The following is a 17,376-nucleotide window of genomic DNA, read 5'->3' as shown; positions in this document are numbered from 1 at the left end:
CCGAGATGACAGCCACCAGCGGAACACTCCGGTGCGGCGGGGCCGGAGCAGCTGGGGCAGGGGCGTCTCCGAGTGACGGTGGCAGATGCCCGACCCACCAACTGCCCGGTGCGGGTGAGCGCCGAGGTCTCGGCGGCCTGGGCGATGCCGAAGTCGGTGAGGACCACCCGGCCGTCCTCGGCGAGCAGTACGTTGGCGGGCTTCACGTCCCGGTGCAGGACCCCGGCCCGGTGCGCCGCCCGTAACGCGGCGATCACGCCACGGCCGATCCTCGCGGCCTCTTCGGGCGGGACCGGGCCGTGCTCCTTGATCAGGTCGGCGAGGGTGGTGGAAGGCACGTACTCCATGACGATGGTGGGCAGGCCCTCGTCGTCCACGACGTCGTGGACCACGACGACATTGGGGTGGCTGATCCGGGCGGCGCTGCGGGCCTCGCGGCGGGCGCGCTCGAAGAGGGTGGTGAGTTCGCCGTCGTCGAGATGAGGCTGGGAATGGAGCTTCTTGACGGCGACCTGGCGGTCGAGGAGATCGTCGTGGGCGCGCCACACGGTGGCCATGCCGCCTCGGCCGATCCGGTCGAGGATGCGGTATCGGCCGGCGATCAGCCGTCCTTCGTCGGACACCGTGGGTTCCTTTCCGCTGCTTCAGGGACCGATCCGGCCGGCGGCGCCACGTGGCTCCTCCGGCCGGTCACGCGCCCAACGGCCCCTCGCTCACGGCTGGTTGAGGAGCGCCCTGTCAGTCGAAGGGAGCGATCGTGCTGGGGCCGGGTGCCGCCCTCGCATCGATGTCCCTCATTGATGTCGCTCATCGAAGGGGGCCTACGAGGACAGCGGCGAATCCCCGGAGGCCGGGTGGATGCCGAGAGCGTGGAGCACGGCTGGAGCGGTGCGCTGTCCGGCGCCGGAATCGGCGTCATCGGCCCGGGGCCGGGCCCGCAAGCGGCCCCTGTCCGAGGCGCGCCGGGCCCGAGTGCCGCGCGCGGGGCGACTCCAGGACTGTTGGTCGGTTCCATGAGGAGCGGGGCCGCCATTGGGAGGTCTGTGTTGGATCGGTCAGGCCCCGGATTCGGTTGGCCAACGGCTTCTGACTGTGTCCGGTTTCGTGGTCTGCGGTGCTGCGGGGCCCGGCCACAAGCAGGGCGGCACCGCCATCTGACGTCATGAAGGTCCGACGATCGTGGTGAACGAACTCGCCGGATCCTTCGCGTGCCTGATCATCCTCTGAAGAACACGGCAGCCGCCAGTCTCGCGGGTAGTAACAGCATTACCACCCCCGGTCCTGGCCGCTGCGCCACGCACACCACGGGGCGACGGCGTGCCCGTACACTCCCGGGCGCCGCGCGAGAGCACATATGCCCAGGTCAGGTCAGAACCTTTCAAGCTCGGCGAGCGCCGTCGCTTCCCAAGCTGAGAGTGCGAGTTCGATTCTCGTCACCCGCTCCATGACAAAGGCCCAGGTCATCGACCCGGGTCTTTTCGCTGTCCGTAGTGATCAGTCGCCGCGTGCCGGATTCGTACCGGACCGTTGATCGTCGCGGTCGACGGTCTCCGGTTCCGGCACGGCAGCGGCTTCCTGGCGTGCCTTGCGTACGGTCGCGTCGAGACCGGCTGCGACTTCCGGCTCGGGGCGACGCCGTCCCGCCGTCCTCGTTCGGCTCGGCCGTGGGTGCTACCAGCAGCCCTCGACCGTGGCGGCGAGCCCGTCCAGGCCGTGGGTGACGGTGGCGGTGGGCGCTGCGCCGTTCTCGACGAACGCGAAGCTCTTCCAGCGGCCGTCCTTGCCCTTGGCGACACCGGCCAGGGCGGACACATCGCTCAGGGAGCCGGTCTTGGCATCGACCTTTCCTACGGCACAGGAGGCGGGTGCGGTGGTGAAGCGGCCGTAGGAGGTGCTGAGGGTGCCGTCGACACCCGCGACCGGCAGGCCCTTCAGGATCGGCCACAGCTTGGCCTGGTGGTGGGTGTCGACGGCGAGTCCGGCGATGACGGAGAGGGCGTCGGCGGTCATCCGGTCGCTGCGGGACAGGCCGCTGCCGTCGTACTCCTTCACCCCGGTGAGCGGTACGCCGTACTGGACGAGCACGGCGTGGACCGCGGCGACGCCGCCCGCGAAGGTGGCGGCCCGGCCCTGGCCCAGCGCGGTGAGCCGCAGCAGGCCCTCGGCGATGTCGTTGTCGCTGTGCTTGAGCATGTACTCCACGGTCGTCGACAGCGGCTTGGACTTGTGGGTGGCCAGAACCGTGCTGCCCGACGGCGTCTTGGCGCGCGCGGGCTTGCCCACCGTGATGCCGTGGGCGGTGAGCTGCTGGGCGAAGTACGTGGTGGCGGTCAGCGCGGTGTCCTGGGTGTTGTTCCCCTCGATCCGCAGGGCCCGGACCGGAGCGACGGTGTCCGGGTAGTAGCCGCTGTTCCAGCCGGTGGCGAGGCTGGGGGCGGCGAAGAGGTGGTCGTCGATCATCAGCCGCACCGAGTGGAGGTTCTTGGCCTTCAGGGCCGTGGCCGCCGCGGTGGCGAGACTCTTCAGGTCGGCGGAGCTGAGCTGCTGATCGCCGCCGCCGACCAGGTACACCGTGCCGGCACGGTAGACGGCCTTGGTCTGCACGGTGTGGTCCGGACCCAGCACGGTGAGCGCGGCGACCGCGGTCGCCAGCTTGTTGGTGGACGCGGGCATCAGTCCCGTTGCCTTGTTCTTGGACCACACCGTCTGCCCCGAGGCGACGTCCCGGACCTCGCCCACCACATTGCTGCCCAGGTGGGCGACGCCCACCCGCTGGTCCAGCTTCCCGGCCATCGCCTTGTCGGTCGGCGTCAGCCCGCTCGCCGCCGACGCGGACGTGGCGGTCATCGCCATCGCGGCCACCACCGGAACGGCGATCACGGCCATCCGCTGGCCGTTCCTGCCGTTCTTCCCGTTCCTGCCGCGCGGAAGTGCATGCCTGCCCACAGCGTTCTCTCCTTCGCCTGTGCCGTCCCGTACGGCGAACATGTGACCAGCGGCTCAAGACCACCCCTGGCTCGTTTCGTCTCTGTTCTGTAACCGCGCCCTCGTGCGGGGGACCCGGCTCACCCGCGCCGATGAGGCACCGTCAGGAGCAGGTCCTGTCGAAGCCGTCCGCCCGCCACACGGCATGACCCGGCACCTTCACCGTCACCTTGGCCGGTTCGGCGTCCGGGCTTGCGGTGAGGAAGGCGTCGGCGGCCGTGCAGAGCAGTTGGCGGACGGCGACCGCGGTCAACGGCCCGACGTACGACGGCAGTTGGACCGTCACCGCGCCGCCCGCCACGCGGACGGTTGGTCTCCACCTCTGCGCTGCCGGAAGTTCGCTGGTCACACCCTTGGACCGGTCCGCGCGCCCCGGACCGTCGGCCAGCAGCCACACGGCCAGCTCGACGTCGTACAGCACCGTGCCGGCGTGCTGGGCCCGGAACGCCAGCGCGGCTTTGAGGTCGGTGGTCGAAGCGGTGTCGTCGGGCAGGGCCGTCAGGTCGTCGCCACGGACGAAGTAGAGCATCGTGGTCTGCCCGATCCCGGTGGCCGGGTCTCCCGCGCGCACCACCCCGCTCGCGGGGACCCCGCAGGCGGTGAGCAGCAGCACCGCCGGGAGCAGCAGCGGGGCGAGCCGGGCGGTACGGCGGCGGACAGCCGTCGCGGACGTCATGGCAGCGGGCTCCCTTCCGTGGGTCGGGCGAACTCGAAGGAGTGCCCGTCCAGCGACTCGGGCGGCAACTCCTCCTGCGACAGGGGCAGTTCTACGGTGAAGAGGGCGCCGCCCTGCGGATGGTTCGCGGCGTGGACGGTGCCGTGGTGGAGGCGGACGTTCTCGGTGGTGATGGCGAGTCCGAGGCCGCTGCCCTCGGTTCTGGTGCGGGCGGCGTCGGATTTGTAGAAGCGGTCGAAGATGAGGGGCAGGACGTCCGCGGGGATTCCGGGACCGCTGTCCAGTACCTCGATGACCGCCCACCGCCCGGCACCCGAGCGCTCGTACGCGTACAGCCGCAGATGTACGGGGGGCGCGCCGTGGCGGAGGGCGTTGGCGACGAGGTTGGCGACGACGACGTCGAGTCGGCGCGGGTCGAGACGGCCGCGCAGGGTGCCGGGCGGGGGCAGTTGGGCGTACACGGTCTCCAGCCAGGCGCGGGAGGCGAGGGTGCTGCGGATGGATTCGGCGAGGTCGATCTCGTCCAGGTGCAGCTGGGCCGCGCCCGCGTCGAACCGGGAGATCTCCATCAGGTCGTCCACCAGGCGGGCCAGTTTGACGGTTTCCTGGCTGATCAGCCGTACGGCGGTGGCGGTGTCCGGATCGAGGTGGGCCGCGTCCTCGTCGAGGACGTCGGTGACGGCCGACATGGCGGCGAGCGGGGTGCGCAGTTCGTGGGAGACGTCGGCGGCGAAGCGGCGGGCGCGCGTCTCCAGCCGGCGCAGTTCGGCGACCGACTCCTCCAGGGCGGCGGCGGTCTCGTTGAAGGTGTGGGAGAGATCGGCGAGTTCGTCGGAGCCGTCGACGGCGAGCCGGGTGTCCAGGTGTCCCTCGGCGATGCTGCGGGTGGCCTCGCGCAGCGCGCGCACCGGACGCAGCACACCGCGGGCGGCGAGGAGGGCGAGCAGAACGGCCAGGACCAGCGCGGGGACGGTGGCGCGCTCGACGGACGTGACCAGGGCGTCGATGGACCGCTGTTCGGTGTTCTGGGAGATCGTCAGGAAGACGGCGAGTCCTGAGTCTTCGGACACGGTCTCCGGTGATCTCCGGAAGGTGACCGGCAGGCCGACGACGAGTGCGGGGCGGCCGTGGACCGTCACCCGCTGGAAATCCGCGGCGGAGTGGCCGGCCACGGCCGCACGCAGACCGGGGGTCAGCTCGGCGAACGGGTCCTTGGGCGTCGAGGTGGCGCTCCGGCCGCGGTAGGTGGCCAGGATCCGCCAGCTCTGGGTGGGTTCGGACCGCGCCACGTCATCGGCGAACGCCTGCAGTTGCGCGGAGCTCAGGGGAAGCCGGTAGTCGGCCACGATGGTGTTGACGTGATCGCGGAACTGCCGGATCACCGCGTCCTGGCTCTGCTGGAGCACCCCGGTACGCGCCTCCCGGAACGTGAGGGCGCCGGTGGAGAGGGTGGCGACGGCGGCCACCAGGGCGAAGGCCACCACCAGCCGGACCCGCACACCGCGCAGCCGCGACGGAGCCCTCACCCGGGCCACCGTGCGGGCAGCCCTCCTCGCGGCCTCCGCGGAATCGCTCGCCGCGTGCTGCGACTGCGACGCGTCCTGCGGCGGTGGCTCCGGCGGTGGCTGGGCCGCGTCCCGTGTCGGGGGCCGCTTCACCGGTGACTTCAGCAGGTTCCTCATCGCGGCCCGAGGTGGTCGTACCGGCCGGGCCGACGGGAATCCGACCAACCCGAACCCGACCGGCCCGGACCCGACCGATCCGGCCGGTCGGGCTGTTGCCCGGAGTCCTTGAACCGGTAGCCGAAGCCGCGCACGGTGTGGATGTAGCGGGGCTGCCCCGGGGTTTCGCCCATCTTGGTACGCAGCCGTTTGACACAGGCGTCCACCAGCCGCGCGTCAGCGTTGTAGTTGTGCTCCCAGACCGCTTCGAGCAGTTGCTGCCGGTTGAAGACCTGGCCGGGCGAGGCGGACAGGGTCAGCAGGAGCCGCAGTTCGGACGGAGCGAGGGCGACCGGCACGCCCTCGCGGCAGACGGTCAGCGCGGTGCGGTCGATGGCCAGTTCGCCATGGGTCTCGGTCTTCGGCACGCCCCCGCCGGGGGGTGCGCCGACGCGCCGCAGGAGGGCACGGATACGGGCTTCGAGGACCCGGGCCCGGACGGGCTTGACGACATAGTCGTCGGCTCCCGCTTCGAGCCCGACCACGATGTCCACGTCGTCGCCCCGGGCGGTCGCCATGATGATCGGGACCTGGTTGTCGTCGGCGCGGATCCGGCGGCAGACCTCCAGCCCCGACATGCCGGGCAGCATCAGGTCGAGGACCACGACATCCGCCTGGCAGGACCGCAGTTGACCGAGTCCGTCCTCGCCGGTCCCTGCGGCGACGACGTCGTGTCCCTGCCGGCGAAGCGCGAGTTGGACACCTTCGCGCACCGCGCGGTCGTCTTCGATCAACAGGACACGTGGCATGCGCAGAAGTATCCGTACACCGGGACTCCCGTGATGGGCGATCACATGATCATGGCTGATTCGCTACCCACGTGACCGGCCGCGGGCGCGGCCCCGGTCGATCGACCGTTGCGGTTCCGTGACATTCCGAACCAGGTCCGATCACATGGTTCCTCCAGCCTCTGAGCACACGACGCCGGGCACCGCCTCGCCGTCGGTGGGTCACCGGACAACGGATCCCCCGTCCTGTTCACATCGCGGAGCGCGGACCGCTCGCGGATGCCGTCGCCCTCCGGGGCGACCGCCCGAACAAGGAGTTCCCCTACGATGCGCAAGTCCCCGTCGCAGGAAACGTCCCCGGCACGAAAACACCGCGCCGCCGTCTGGGGCCGCAGGCGTGTGATCGACTACCCGCGCCGTGGCAGAAGAGGCCTGCGCCGCTGGCTGCCGTCGTGGCGACTGCTGCTCGGGGGCTTCCTGCTCTCCGTCGGCAGCCTGTGCGGGCTCTTCGCCTACGTGTACTCGCAGGTCGGCATACCGGACGAGAACGCGGCGGCGCGGCAGGAGGCCAACGTCTACTACTGGTCCGACGGCAGCCAGATGACGGCCGTGGGGGCGGTGGACCGGCAGATCGTGCCGCTGTCGCAGATACCCGTGTCGATACGCGGCGCGGTGGTGGCGGCGGAGAACGCGAGCTTCTACAGCGATCCCGGCGTCTCGTTCAAGGGCGAGTTGCGCGCGGTCGTCAACATGGCCAAGGGCGAGGACGTCCAGGGCGGTTCGACCATCACGCAGCAGTACGTGAAGAACACCTATCTGTCCCAGGACCAGACCTACACCCGCAAGGTCAAGGAGTTCTTCATCTCCCTGAAGGTCAGCCGGACGAAGACCAAGGGCATGATTCTCCAGGGCTATCTGAACAGCAGCTGGTTCGGCCGCCAGGCCTACGGGATCCAGGCCGCGGCATACGCGTACTACGGCATTCCGGCCAAGGACCTCGACCCCAGCCAGGCCGCGATGCTGGCGTCGACTCTGAAGGGAGCGGACCAGTACGACCCCTCGCTCAGCGCGGCCAACCACGCCCGTACGGTGGCGCGTTGGAGCTGGATCCTGGACCGTGAGGTCACGGTCGGGCTGATGACCCCGGCGGAGCGGGCCACGTACCGGACGTTCCCGGAGCCGAAGAAGGAGTCGGTGTCGACGAGCATGGCCGGCCAGACCGGCTATCTCGTCAATGTCGCCAACGCGTACATCACCAAGCGCACCGGGCTGACCGACCGTGACCTCGCGCGCGGCGGCTACCGGATCCACACCACCTTCGAGAAGGACAAGGTGCGGCGGCTGGAGCAGGCCGTCAAGGACGTCACCAGCCAAGGCCTCGACCCGAAGAACCGTTCCACCGACCGCTACGTCGAGGTCGGCGCCGCCACCGTCAGGCCCGAGGACGGTGCCGTACTCGCCCTGTACGGCGGCTCGGACGCCACACAGCACTTCACCGACAACGCGGACACCTCCGGCGTCGCCGCCGGGTCGGTGTTCAAGCCCTTCGCCCTCGCCGCCCTCATCGACGGCGAGCGGCGCGCCTACCCCGTCCGCTGGTCGGTGAAGACCCCTCCCCCCGGCATCCCGGACATGCAGAGCGCGTTGGTGACCTCGGCCCACGCGCCCTTCGTCCAACTGGGCAAGTCCATAGGCTGGGTTCAGATCCGGAACGCGGCCGTCAAGGCCGGGCTGCTGAAGAGCAGCATGGCTCCGCTGGAGCAGACCTTCCCGATCGGCACCTCGACACCCAGCGCCATCCGGATGGCCGACGCCTACTCGACCTTCGCCAACGCGGGCGCACAGAACGATCCGTACTCGGTGACCCGGATCCTGAGGAACGGCGAGCCGGTCGGCGGTCTCGAACACCCGCACTCCCGCGCCGCGTTCAGTCCAGGGGTGGCGGGGACCGTCGACAAGGTGCTGCAGAGTGTCGCCTTCGAGAACGGCACGCAGTCCATCGTCCCCGGCTCCGCGTCCGTCGCCACCGGCGCCGACGACCTGACCAAGTCGGCCTGGTTCGTGGGCTACACCAAGGACCTGTCCACCGCGATCACCCTCTTCCGCAACAAGCCCGGCCAGGCCAAGCTCCTCCCCCTCACGGGCGTGGGCGGCGCCGGTTCCCTCCGCGGCAACGTCTTCCCGCCGCGGATCTGGGCCCGCTTCATGGGCTTCACCGGCACCTTCGAACTGAACCGCACGAAGCCCGCGGAGCGCGACCCGGCCACGCAGGCCGAACCGACGACGGCGAAGACACCTGTTGACTAAGGACCGCACCTCCTGGGCGCTATAGGCAACCCCTATAGCGCCTGCTCGCTTTTCGTCTTTGCCTTTCGATCTTTTCCGGACCTACCGTTGAGCATGACCACGACCACAGCAAAGAACAATGCCAATAGCAATGCGAAGACACGCGAACTCGCGGGGAAGCGAGCCCTGGTCACGGGTGGTTCGCGCGGAATCGGCGGGGCCATCGTGCGACAACTCCTGGATGCGGGTGCCGACGTACTCACGACCGCCAGGTCGAAGACGGGCACGGTGCCGGAAGGGGCCACTTTCGTGGAGGCCGATGTGCGGACACGGGCCGGAGCGGAGGCACTCGCCGAGGCCGCGCGGGAAACGCTCGGCGGGGTGGACATCCTGGTCAACAACGCGGGAGGAGCACGGCCGTTCGGCAACGCCTGGCTCATCCCCGACGAGGAGTGGCAGGACCAGCTGGACCTGAACTACCTCGCATCGGTACGGCTGGACTCCCTGCTGACCCCGGGCATGCGGGAACGCCGTTCGGGAGCGGTCGTGCACGTGTCCTCGGCCGCCGTCCCCACCTCGGCACCGCCGTTCCTGCACTACACGGCGGCGAAGGCGGCCCTGCAGAACTACAGCCGGGGACTGGCCCTGGAACTGGCCCCGTTCGGAGTCCGGGTCAACACGGTGTCCCCCGGCAGGACCGCCACCCCGGGCGGCGAGGCGACGCGGGAGCAGTGGGCGAAGCTGGTCGAGGGGCCGGGCCGGGACAACACCGCTCCTCCGCTGGGACGCGACGGCCGGCCCGACGACATCGCCGACGCGGTGCTGTTCCTCGTATCGGACCGGTCGAGCTGGCTCACCGGCCAGAACCTCACTGTGGACGGCGGCGAATTTCCGGTATGAGCGAGCTGAGCGGAAAGAAATCGTAGAGCGGAAAGAAGTCAGCCGGCCTTCGATGCCGATTACGCCACCGGCACCGAACCGAAGGAACCGGCGTAATGCCATGTCTCCTTCCGCAGGAATTCCAGCAGGGCCATTTCCGCCGGGCCCGCGCCGGGTCGGACAGCGGCGACGGTGGGCATGGAAACGGCGGGAGAAACGGGACGCGTGAGGTGCTCGAACCCGGGAGGCACCGCGGAGGTCGGAACAAGCGTCACCCCCAGTCCGTGGGCGGCCCAGCGCACCGCCGTCGCCGTCTGCGACACCCGGGCGACCGTGGTCGGAGCCAGCTCGTTGTCCCGCAGCACGTCCCGCAGCACCCCGTCGAGCGCGCTGTCGTGATCGAACCTGATCCACGGTTCCCGCTCCAGCACGCGCAGCTCGACCCGGTCCCCGGCGAGCTGCGCGTGCTCGGGACTCGTCACCACGACGAATTCCTCATCGCCGAGGTGGTGGCCCTCGTACAGGCCCTCCTTGCACGGCCCGGCCATCAGCCCCAGGTCCACCACGCCCCGGCGGGCCAGCCGCTCCAGTTCGGCGGGGTTCGCCTCCTCGAAGACGGTGATCTCCAGCCGCGGGAAACGGCGGCGCAACGCGGTCAGCGCGCCCGGCAGTTGCCGCGTGCCGAGGCCCATCTGCGCGGCGACCACCAGTTCGCCCTCAAGCTCGTCGGCACCGGCCCGCGCCGTCGCCTTCGCCCGCCGCGCCGCCCGCACGGCGACCTCCGCGTCCCGCAGGAACGCGCGACCGACCGCGGTGGGCACCAGCCCGGTCGGCGTGCGGGCGAACAGCGTCACGCCGAGCTCCCGTTCCAGGCCGCGGATCTGCTGGGACACCGATGGCTGAGCGACATGCAGCGACTCCGCCGCCGCCGTCACCGAACCCGCCTCGGCCACCGCCAGGGCGTACTCGAACTGACGAAGACTCACCGCCGCCTCACGTCCTCTCCTTACGTCCTCACGCAGTCCGGTCACGTCCCCGGCAGGTCACAGAGCCCGGAAGACCGTCACGGGCAACCGCGGCAACGCGACCGCGACCTCGCCGTATTCCCGCTTCCCGCTTCCCGCTTCCCGCTTCCCGCTTCCCGCGCACGACCAGGTGCGTCGTACCGCACCTGGCTCGACAGCAGGATTTCCCGCCTGCCACGTCTTCGGCATCGCGCGCCAACTGGTGCCCTGCGGTGGGGTCTTGAAGGCGAATCGCGTACGGCTACGTCGCGCGGAGTCGGCCATGACTGTCAAGGCACTGGTGACGTGGAGTCGGGTTGCCTGGTCCCAGGTTCAGGACGTGGCGCCGGTGATCGAGAGGACGCTGCCGATCTTCACGTCGCCGTAGAACCACTTGGCGTCGGTCGGGTCCAGACCGATCCAGCCGGCGCCGGTGTCGTGCTTGCCGATGCTCTTCTCTTTGTAGGAGAAGGCGATGCCGACGTAGACCGGTTCGTTGTTGGTGTCGCGCAGTTCGACCGCGAGTGAGACCTCCGTGGTGTAGGCGACTCCGCCGGTCAGGTCGGTGACGGTCACCACCTTGGTTTCGTGCTTCTTGTAGACAGTCAACGGCCCTACGAGCCCGCGGCTGTCGGGGAGGCCGGAGGTCAGTGGCATGACCCGTCCCCCGACGATCAGGGCGCGCTTGCCGAGGGCGACCGTGCCGGTGACGGGCGTGCGCTGCAGGGGAGTTGACACATCGGTGGAGGGGACGCGGGGTGACGGGACGGGGTCGGCGTGTGTGGCGGCCGGGAGTTGACGCCCGTTCCCGTCCCCCGCGGGGTCCGTCGCGGAGTCGGTGAAACCCACGGTCAGCGCGAAGGCGACCACGGCGAAAGCCACCGCACCCGCGCCCAGTGTGCCTGCCATCCGGCGGCGCCCCCGGCGCACGGCACGGCCGCGGACCTCGGCACCGGTGAGGACCGGACGGGTCTCTTGCCCCGCGGCGAACTCGCCCAGCGCGATGGAGAGTTCGGTGGCGGAGACGTCGTCTTGGGAGAGTTCGTCAGACACGGCCGCTCTCCTTCCGAACCGGCGCGTCCGCCTCGCCCGTCTCATCGGCCTCGCCAACCGTCAGGTGCTTCGCCAGTGCCGCCCGGCCCCGGTACAGCCTGGCCTTGACCGTCCCCACGGGCGCACCCGTGTCGGAGGCTATCTGCTCGACACTCACGTCACACAGGTGGTGCAGGACGATCACCATCCGCTGGGCCTTGGGCAGTTGGCGCAGCGCGGCGACGAGTGCCGTGTGATCGGGGTCGGGTCCCGGCATCGACCCGGGCGGTGGCGTACGGCGTACCAGCTCCAGCCAGCGCCTGGCCCGGCGCCAGCGGCTCACCGCCAACCGCATGGCGACCGTACGGATCCACGCCTCGGGCGCCTCGTCCGCGAGGAAGTCCCCGCGCCGGTCCCAGGCCCGTACGAACGCCTCCTGGACCACGTCCTGCGCCTCCTCCCTGTCTCCGGTGAACGCCGAGAGCTGGCCGGTCAGACGGGGAAACGCGGCCGCGTAGAAAGCGTCGAACTCGTCCTCGGTCATGACCTCACCGGAGTCTTGGAATTCCCGTGCAACCTGACCCCCCTCGCGGTGCGTACAGATCCCGAAGGCCGCGTCCGTCGCACACGCCCCACAGGAAAGACGACAAACACGCGTCTCAGGATCCACTTCCCCCACAGCCGTACCGGAGGACCACCGAAGTGCCGCACCCCCACGATGACTTCGCCACGTACGCACACGCGGGCCTGCCCAGGCTGCTCACCACCGCCCACCTGCTCTTCGGCAACCAGGGAGACCCCCGGGAGGCGACCGAGTTGGTGCGGAGAACCCTGGTGAGGGTGTGCGCGCGGTGGCGCCGGATACCTCGGGACGACGTGGACTTCTATGTACGACGGTTCCTGGTCAAGGAGTATCTGCGCGGGACGCGGGGGCGGGCACGCCGCCAAAAGGCCCTGCCTCAAGGTGTGTTGGGAGGCCTGACCGCGCGGCAACGGGTCGTACTCGTGTTGCTGCACTGGGAGGGCCTGCGCGAGCCGGAGATCGCCCAGTTGCTCGGCTGGTCTGCCGGTGCGGTCAGGAGCCGGACTCGGCGTGGGTTGGCGGTGTGCGGAGGTGACGCCGAGCGGCTGCGGGGGCTCTTCGCGGAGGCCGCCGAGGCCACCGAGGCCGCCGCCGGGGTCGTCCCGTTCGACGTTCCTTACGGCATTCCGCTCGATGCCGTCGAGCAACGGGGCCGGGCGCTGCGGCGCCGTCGTAGAGGCGCGGTCGTGGCCGTCTGTGGGCTGTTGCTCGTGCCAGTGGTCGTGTTCGGCGCGGGCCGGTTCGTGGGCGGCGGCTCCGCGGACGGGTCGGGCGGCGGGGCGACCGACGTGGCGCAGAGCCCTATACGGATCGTCGCACCCGGCGAACGGGTGGACGCCCTACCGGGCGTACAGATCTGGCTGACCACCGACGGCAAGCACTGGTCGACACCGGAACGGCCCAACCTGTTCCTCGGCCTAACCGGTGACGGATCCGAGAGCGGTTACAACTACCCACACAGCTACAAGAAGGGTGACTACGAGTACGGCTACAAGGACAGTTACGGGAACGGCTCCGAAGTCGCCGCCGAGAGCAAGCGGCCGACCGTCTCCATGCAGCCCGAGCCGCTGAACAGCTCATACTTCCTGTCGGGCCTGTACCGCGGCCTGTCCGGCGACCCGGCACGCGTCGAGGTCACCGTCGACGACCGCAGGATCACCGGTACGGTCCTCACGCTGGCCGGCAGCCCGGGCTGGGGCGTCTGGTACGCGCGCACACCGCTGTCACCGGAGGAGATGAAGTCGAGTTCCGTCGACGGCGGTCCGATCGTCACGGTGTACGACGCGGCCGGCAAGGTCGTCGCACGGGGCGGGGTGGACGAGTGAAGCGCCTCGTGCCCTGGAACCGCGTCCGTGTCCGCGCCCACCTGCGCATCCCGCTCCGCCTGCGCCTCCGCCGTACCCGGGGCCGCCTGCTGCGCCGACTGCTCATCGCCTTCCTGCTACTGATCGCGACACTGTGCACGGCGGCGGTCGTCGCGTACCGCCTGACGGACATCCCCGAGCCGCACCCGGAGACCGTCACGCAGAGCACGGTCTTCGTCGACGACAAGGGCTCCTACCTGGGCCGACGCGGCCCCGTCGACCGCCAGGAGGTGCCGCTGTCGCAGGTTCCGCGATACGTCCAGGACGCGGTGATCGCGGCCGAGAACCGCTCCTTCCGTACGGACGACGGGGTCTCGCCACGAGCCATCACCCGCGCGGTGCTGGCCTCGCTGACCGGCGGCGAACGGCAGGGCGGTTCCACCATCACCCAGCAGTACGTGAAGAACGCGCTGCTGAGCCCGGAACAGTCCCTGTCCCGCAAGGCACGCGAGGCCCTGATCGCGATCAAACTCGACCGCACCCGATCCAAGGACGACATCCTGGCGGGCTATCTCAACACGGTCTACTTCGGCCGGGGTTCGGCCGGCATCCAGGCGGCCGCCCGCAACTACTTCGGCGTGGACACCCGGAACCTGACCGTCTCCCAGGGCGCCGCGCTGGCGTCGATCGTCAACATCCCCTCGTACTACGAGAAGGCGGGCTCCGACCCCAAGGTGACCGCGACACTCAAGGCGCGCTGGACATGGGTACTCGACGCGATGACGGCAAGCGGCGCCATCACGGCGAAGCAGCGCGCCGACGCCACCTTCCCGGCCTTCCGCTTCTATCCGCCGGGCACGACCGAGGGGCAGCGGCAGTACATGATCGACGTCGCGGCGAAGGAGGCCGCCGACCGGCTCGGCATCACCGAGGACCAGTTGGCCCGCGGCGGCTACACCGTGCACACCACGTTCGACCTGGCTCTGCAGGACGCCACGACCGAGGCGGTGAAGAACCTCAAGGCCGGCAAGGACAGCAAGGACAGTCAGAGCGACAAGGGCACCAAGCTGCACACCGCCGTCGTGGCGATCAAACCCGGCGACGGGGCGGTACGGCTGCTGTACGGAGGCTCGGACTACGCCCGGCAACCGTTCAACGACGCGGTCGGCGGCGCGGTGGAGGCGGGAACGGCCCTGGACCCCTTCGGCAAGGTCCTCCTCACCGCCCCGCTGGCCAACCTCCAGAAGACCCCCGCACCCACCCCACTGACACTGGCCTCGGCCTACGCGACCATCGCGGCGAACGGGCTGTACGCGACCCCGTACACGATCACGAAGATCACCCGGGACGGCCGTCAGGTGTACACCGCACACCCCGACACACGGCGCATGCTGGACGAAAGGGAAGCGTTCATGGTGAACGCGCACATGTCCAAGACAACCAGTACGCCAGAGACATCCAAGACGTCCGAAGAGACGATCCCTTCGCCCCTCACCCCCACCGCCCAGAACACTCCTCAGACCTTCTTCACCGCCGGAGCAGGCGGCGGAATCACCCGCCGAACCATCTGGTCCACCACCCTGAACCCCCAACTCACCCTGACAGTCGCCCTCTTCGCCGACCACCCCGGCAAGAAGAAGAACACGACCGCACCCGCCCAGCTCCCGAACAATCCGTCGCCGATCGAGTCGGCGGAGGACACGGCGGCACAGATCTGGCGACTGGCGACCGCGGGGACGGAGTAGGAAGGGGTCGGTTTCTCTGCGGCTTCTCCACCCTTGGGCAGAGGCCCCGTTCCTCCGTTGCGGCGACGAATCGTCGGCCGTGCGACGGAATGCTTGCGGTCATGGACATCACTTCGCTCACCGTCGTACTCAGTGTGATCGTGGTCGTCGCGGCCTCGGTGCTCATCGCCTTCAATGAACCGCCGCTGTGGGTCTACGTGTTGAGCTGTGCGGGGTCGTTTCCGTTGAGCAGCGTCCTGCTCAGCGGGCCCGCCTTCACCTCCGCCATCGAGGACGGTTCCGCCGCCGCGTGGGCCCTGCGGCTGGCCATCGCCTCCACCGTCACGGTCGTACTGAGCTTCTTCTTCGGCAAGGACAGCCGCGGGGGCGCCGAGGACGACCACGAGCACACCACCGACCCCGCCCCTGCCCCTGCCCCTGCCCCTCGTCCTATGGTCTGAGCGTGGCCGTGAGGGTGTCCGCCAGCCATGCCTCATACGTGTCGGCGGACCAGCCCCGTCCCGCCGTGAGCTGGGTGTACAGCTGCGGGCCGGTCAGGGCCCAGACGGCGTCCGCCAGGTGGGCCGGATCGGCGTCAGGGCCCAGCGCGCCGGTCTCGTGGAGGTGGGTGACGAACGCGGTGACGCCGGTCAGCCGCTCCCCCTCACCGAGCTCCAGGACCTCGCCGACGTCCGGGCCCGCCTGGGTCAGCAGGGCGAACAGCGGGGTGATCCGTTCATGGATTCCCCGGACGTACGCGCCGTAGAGACGGAGCTTGGTGCTCAGCTCCCCGGTCCGCAGGATCTCCTGGATCTGGGGGCGTTCCCCCATGGGCACCGGTTCGTCGTCCCCGGCCAGCGTGATGTCCCACAGTGCCTTGACCAGGCCCGGTTTGCCGCCGAACGACTTGTACACCGTCTCGGGTGAGACACCCGCCCGCTCGGCCACGGCACGCACGGTCGTGGCGTGGTAGCCGTCCTGGAAGAGCAGCTCACGGCAGGCCGCGAGCACCGCGGCCCGGTTGCGGCGCGCGGCCTCGCGCCGGCCCTCGGAGTTGTAGGACCGACGAGGCGTCCCGTCCGGCATCGGTGCACTCTCCAATTCTGTTACAGTCGACTGTATCGAATGCAGTCCGTCGTATCGAATACTGCCCGGCTGCCGGAGGCTCGTATGTCCCGTCCCGCATCCACGCAGGTCGCGCCCGGCGTCCACCGCCTCGGCGACCATGTCGTCAACTTCTACCTGATCGAGGACCCGGACGGTCTCGTCCTGGTCGACGCGGGAACGCCCGCGCACCTGAAGCAGCTGAGCGCACTGCTGGCCGATCTCGACCGCTCCCTGGCCGACATCCGTGCCGTACTGCTGACGCATGGGCACGCCGACCACACCGGACTGGCCCACGCCCTCCAGGAAGCCGGCGCCGATCTCTGGATCCACGAGCGCGACGCCGCCATCCTGCGCGACGGCCCGCGCAGCTCGACCCGCCACGCCAAGCCCGAGCGTTCGATGCTGCCGTACCTGCTGCGCAGGCCCTCCGCACTCGCGGTTCCCCTGCGACTGGCCCGCGACGGAGCCTTCACCGCTCCCGGGGTGCGGGGTGCGCGGGTCTTCGACGCCGACCAGGTGCTGAAGGACGTTCCCGGCACCCCGCGGGCCGTCGTACTGCCCGGTCATACGCCCGGCAGCACCGCGTACGTCTTCACCGACCGCGGGCTGCTCTTCACGGGCGACGCCCTGGTCACCGCCGACGGCTTCACCGACCGGACCGGGCCCACGATCGTGAGCCGCTGCTTCACCCATGACAGCGGGGCCGCGCTCGACGCCCTCGACCGCCTCGACGAACTGACGGCGGGACCGGCGGCGGAACGGACGGCGGGACGGACGGTTGAACTGCTGCTGCCCGGCCACGGCGAGCCCTTCGTCGGAGACATCCGAGCCGCCACCCGACAGGCACGGCAGTTCGGCGCCCACTGATCCCCGACTTCCAACTCCCGAGGAAACGACATGAGTTACTACACTCCCCGCGTCCTGCACGTCCCCACCGAGAAGGGCGTGGTCAAGTGGATGTCGGGCGACGTCTACGAGACCTTGGCGACAGCCGGTTCCACCAACGGTGCCGTGGGCTTCACCGTCTGCTGGGTGCCCCCGGGCGGCGGACCGGTGGCGCATGTGCACAAGAGCGCCGACGAATCCTTCTACCTCATCTCGGGTGAGCTGGAATTCCTGAACGGCGATCAGACCTTCGTGGCGAACACCGGTGACTTCGTCTTCGTTCCGAGGGGCACCCGGCACCGGTTCCGGAACCTCACCGACGAACAGGCGCACATGGTGGCCTTCTTCACCCCCGGCGGAGGCGAGGGGCTGTGGCTGGACGGCGGGGACGACCCCTCGCGGGTGCGGGTGAAGAACTCGTCGAGGGCGACGCAGCTGCCGCTGTCGGTGCGGGTGCCAAGG

General features: G+C 69.9%; 16 protein-coding genes. 7 read left to right on the top strand and 9 right to left on the bottom strand.

Translation table 11 applies throughout. The annotated features are described in order from the left end of the window. The 5 genes from ACFWP5_RS46630 to ACFWP5_RS46610 form a co-directional block, all read right to left on the bottom strand. The coding region (locus ACFWP5_RS46630) for a serine/threonine-protein kinase (RefSeq protein WP_384171531.1) at window positions 1-623 on the bottom strand (623 nt) is incomplete at its 3' end. Window positions 624-1,671: 1,048 nt separating this feature from the next. Continuing rightward, window positions 1,672-2,946, bottom strand: coding sequence for a D-alanyl-D-alanine carboxypeptidase/D-alanyl-D-alanine-endopeptidase (gene dacB / locus ACFWP5_RS46625; RefSeq protein ID WP_384171528.1), 1,275 nt, complete (start codon window positions 2,944-2,946; stop codon window positions 1,672-1,674). A gap of 142 nt (window positions 2,947-3,088) precedes the next feature. After that, a complete protein-coding gene (locus ACFWP5_RS46620) occupies window positions 3,089-3,661 on the bottom strand; it encodes a hypothetical protein (RefSeq protein WP_384171525.1) in 573 nt (190 codons plus the stop codon). After that, window positions 3,658-5,187 carry a sensor histidine kinase gene (locus ACFWP5_RS46615; protein ID WP_384171523.1) on the bottom strand — a complete coding sequence of 510 codons (1,530 nt, stop codon included), beginning with the start codon at window positions 5,185-5,187 and terminating at the stop codon, window positions 3,658-3,660. Before ACFWP5_RS46615 ends, ACFWP5_RS46620 begins: the two co-directional genes overlap by 4 nt. A 152-nt stretch (window positions 5,188-5,339) precedes the next feature. Continuing rightward, window positions 5,340-6,131 carry a response regulator transcription factor gene (locus tag ACFWP5_RS46610; protein WP_384171520.1) on the bottom strand — a complete coding sequence of 264 codons (792 nt, stop codon included), beginning with the start codon at window positions 6,129-6,131 and terminating at the stop codon, window positions 5,340-5,342. 306 nt (window positions 6,132-6,437) lie between these two features. Between ACFWP5_RS46610 and ACFWP5_RS46605 the strand changes: the two genes are divergently transcribed. Together ACFWP5_RS46605 and ACFWP5_RS46600 are read left to right on the top strand one after the other, a co-directional pair. Continuing rightward, the gene (locus tag ACFWP5_RS46605) at window positions 6,438-8,417 is read left to right on the top strand and encodes a transglycosylase domain-containing protein (RefSeq protein WP_384171517.1); all 1,980 of its coding nucleotides are present in this window, start codon (window positions 6,438-6,440) and stop codon (window positions 8,415-8,417) included. Between the two features lie 93 nt (window positions 8,418-8,510). Then, on the top strand, window positions 8,511-9,296 hold the full coding sequence (locus ACFWP5_RS46600; RefSeq protein ID WP_384171514.1) for an oxidoreductase: 786 nt from the start codon (window positions 8,511-8,513) through the stop codon (window positions 9,294-9,296). A gap of 59 nt (window positions 9,297-9,355) precedes the next feature. On the opposite strand, the gene ACFWP5_RS46595 is transcribed toward ACFWP5_RS46600, so the two are convergent. The 3 genes from ACFWP5_RS46595 to ACFWP5_RS46585 all read right to left on the bottom strand — a co-directional run bounded on the left by ACFWP5_RS46595 (window position 9,356) and on the right by ACFWP5_RS46585 (window position 11,855). Next, window positions 9,356-10,261, bottom strand: a complete 906-nt coding sequence (locus ACFWP5_RS46595) for a LysR family transcriptional regulator (RefSeq protein WP_384171511.1) — start codon at window positions 10,259-10,261, stop codon at window positions 9,356-9,358. 351 nt (window positions 10,262-10,612) lie between these two features. Continuing rightward, a complete protein-coding gene (locus ACFWP5_RS46590; protein ID WP_384171508.1) occupies window positions 10,613-11,332 on the bottom strand; it encodes a hypothetical protein in 720 nt (239 codons plus the stop codon). Beyond that, window positions 11,325-11,855 (bottom strand): SigE family RNA polymerase sigma factor, encoded by a 531-nt coding sequence (locus tag ACFWP5_RS46585; protein WP_384171506.1) that lies wholly within the window; start codon window positions 11,853-11,855, stop codon window positions 11,325-11,327. Before ACFWP5_RS46585 ends, ACFWP5_RS46590 begins: the two co-directional genes overlap by 8 nt. Window positions 11,856-12,013: 158 nt before the next feature. Between ACFWP5_RS46585 and ACFWP5_RS46580 the strand changes: the two genes are divergently transcribed. From ACFWP5_RS46580 to ACFWP5_RS46570, 3 genes are all read left to right on the top strand, one after another. After that, window positions 12,014-13,219 (top strand): sigma factor-like helix-turn-helix DNA-binding protein, encoded by a 1,206-nt coding sequence (locus tag ACFWP5_RS46580; protein ID WP_384171503.1) that lies wholly within the window; start codon window positions 12,014-12,016, stop codon window positions 13,217-13,219. Further along, the gene (locus tag ACFWP5_RS46575; RefSeq protein ID WP_384171500.1) at window positions 13,216-14,943 is read left to right on the top strand and encodes a transglycosylase domain-containing protein; all 1,728 of its coding nucleotides are present in this window, start codon (window positions 13,216-13,218) and stop codon (window positions 14,941-14,943) included. Before ACFWP5_RS46580 ends, ACFWP5_RS46575 begins: the two co-directional genes overlap by 4 nt. Before the next feature lie 101 nt (window positions 14,944-15,044). After that, on the top strand, window positions 15,045-15,383 hold the full coding sequence (locus tag ACFWP5_RS46570; RefSeq protein WP_384171498.1) for a hypothetical protein: 339 nt from the start codon (window positions 15,045-15,047) through the stop codon (window positions 15,381-15,383). On the opposite strand, the gene ACFWP5_RS46565 is transcribed toward ACFWP5_RS46570, so the two are convergent. Next, window positions 15,373-16,008: a TetR/AcrR family transcriptional regulator gene (locus ACFWP5_RS46565; RefSeq protein WP_384171495.1), complete on the bottom strand. Its 636-nt coding sequence runs from the start codon at window positions 16,006-16,008 to the stop codon at window positions 15,373-15,375. The genes ACFWP5_RS46570 and ACFWP5_RS46565 overlap by 11 nt on opposite strands. A gap of 84 nt (window positions 16,009-16,092) precedes the next feature. Between ACFWP5_RS46565 and ACFWP5_RS46560 the strand changes: the two genes are divergently transcribed. Together ACFWP5_RS46560 and ACFWP5_RS46555 are read left to right on the top strand one after the other, a co-directional pair. Further along, window positions 16,093-16,896 carry an MBL fold metallo-hydrolase gene (locus ACFWP5_RS46560; RefSeq protein ID WP_384171493.1) on the top strand — a complete coding sequence of 268 codons (804 nt, stop codon included), beginning with the start codon at window positions 16,093-16,095 and terminating at the stop codon, window positions 16,894-16,896. A gap of 30 nt (window positions 16,897-16,926) precedes the next feature. Further along, window positions 16,927-17,376: cupin domain-containing protein (locus ACFWP5_RS46555; RefSeq protein WP_384171491.1), on the top strand; the 450-nt coding region annotated here is incomplete at its 3' end.

Source organism: Streptomyces sp. NPDC058469, from assembly GCF_042721125.1.
In the GTDB taxonomy this organism is placed as follows: domain Bacteria; phylum Actinomycetota; class Actinomycetes; order Streptomycetales; family Streptomycetaceae; genus Streptomyces.
Note: the sequence above shows the minus strand (reverse complement) of the source record. Positions and strands in the feature narration are given on the sequence as shown.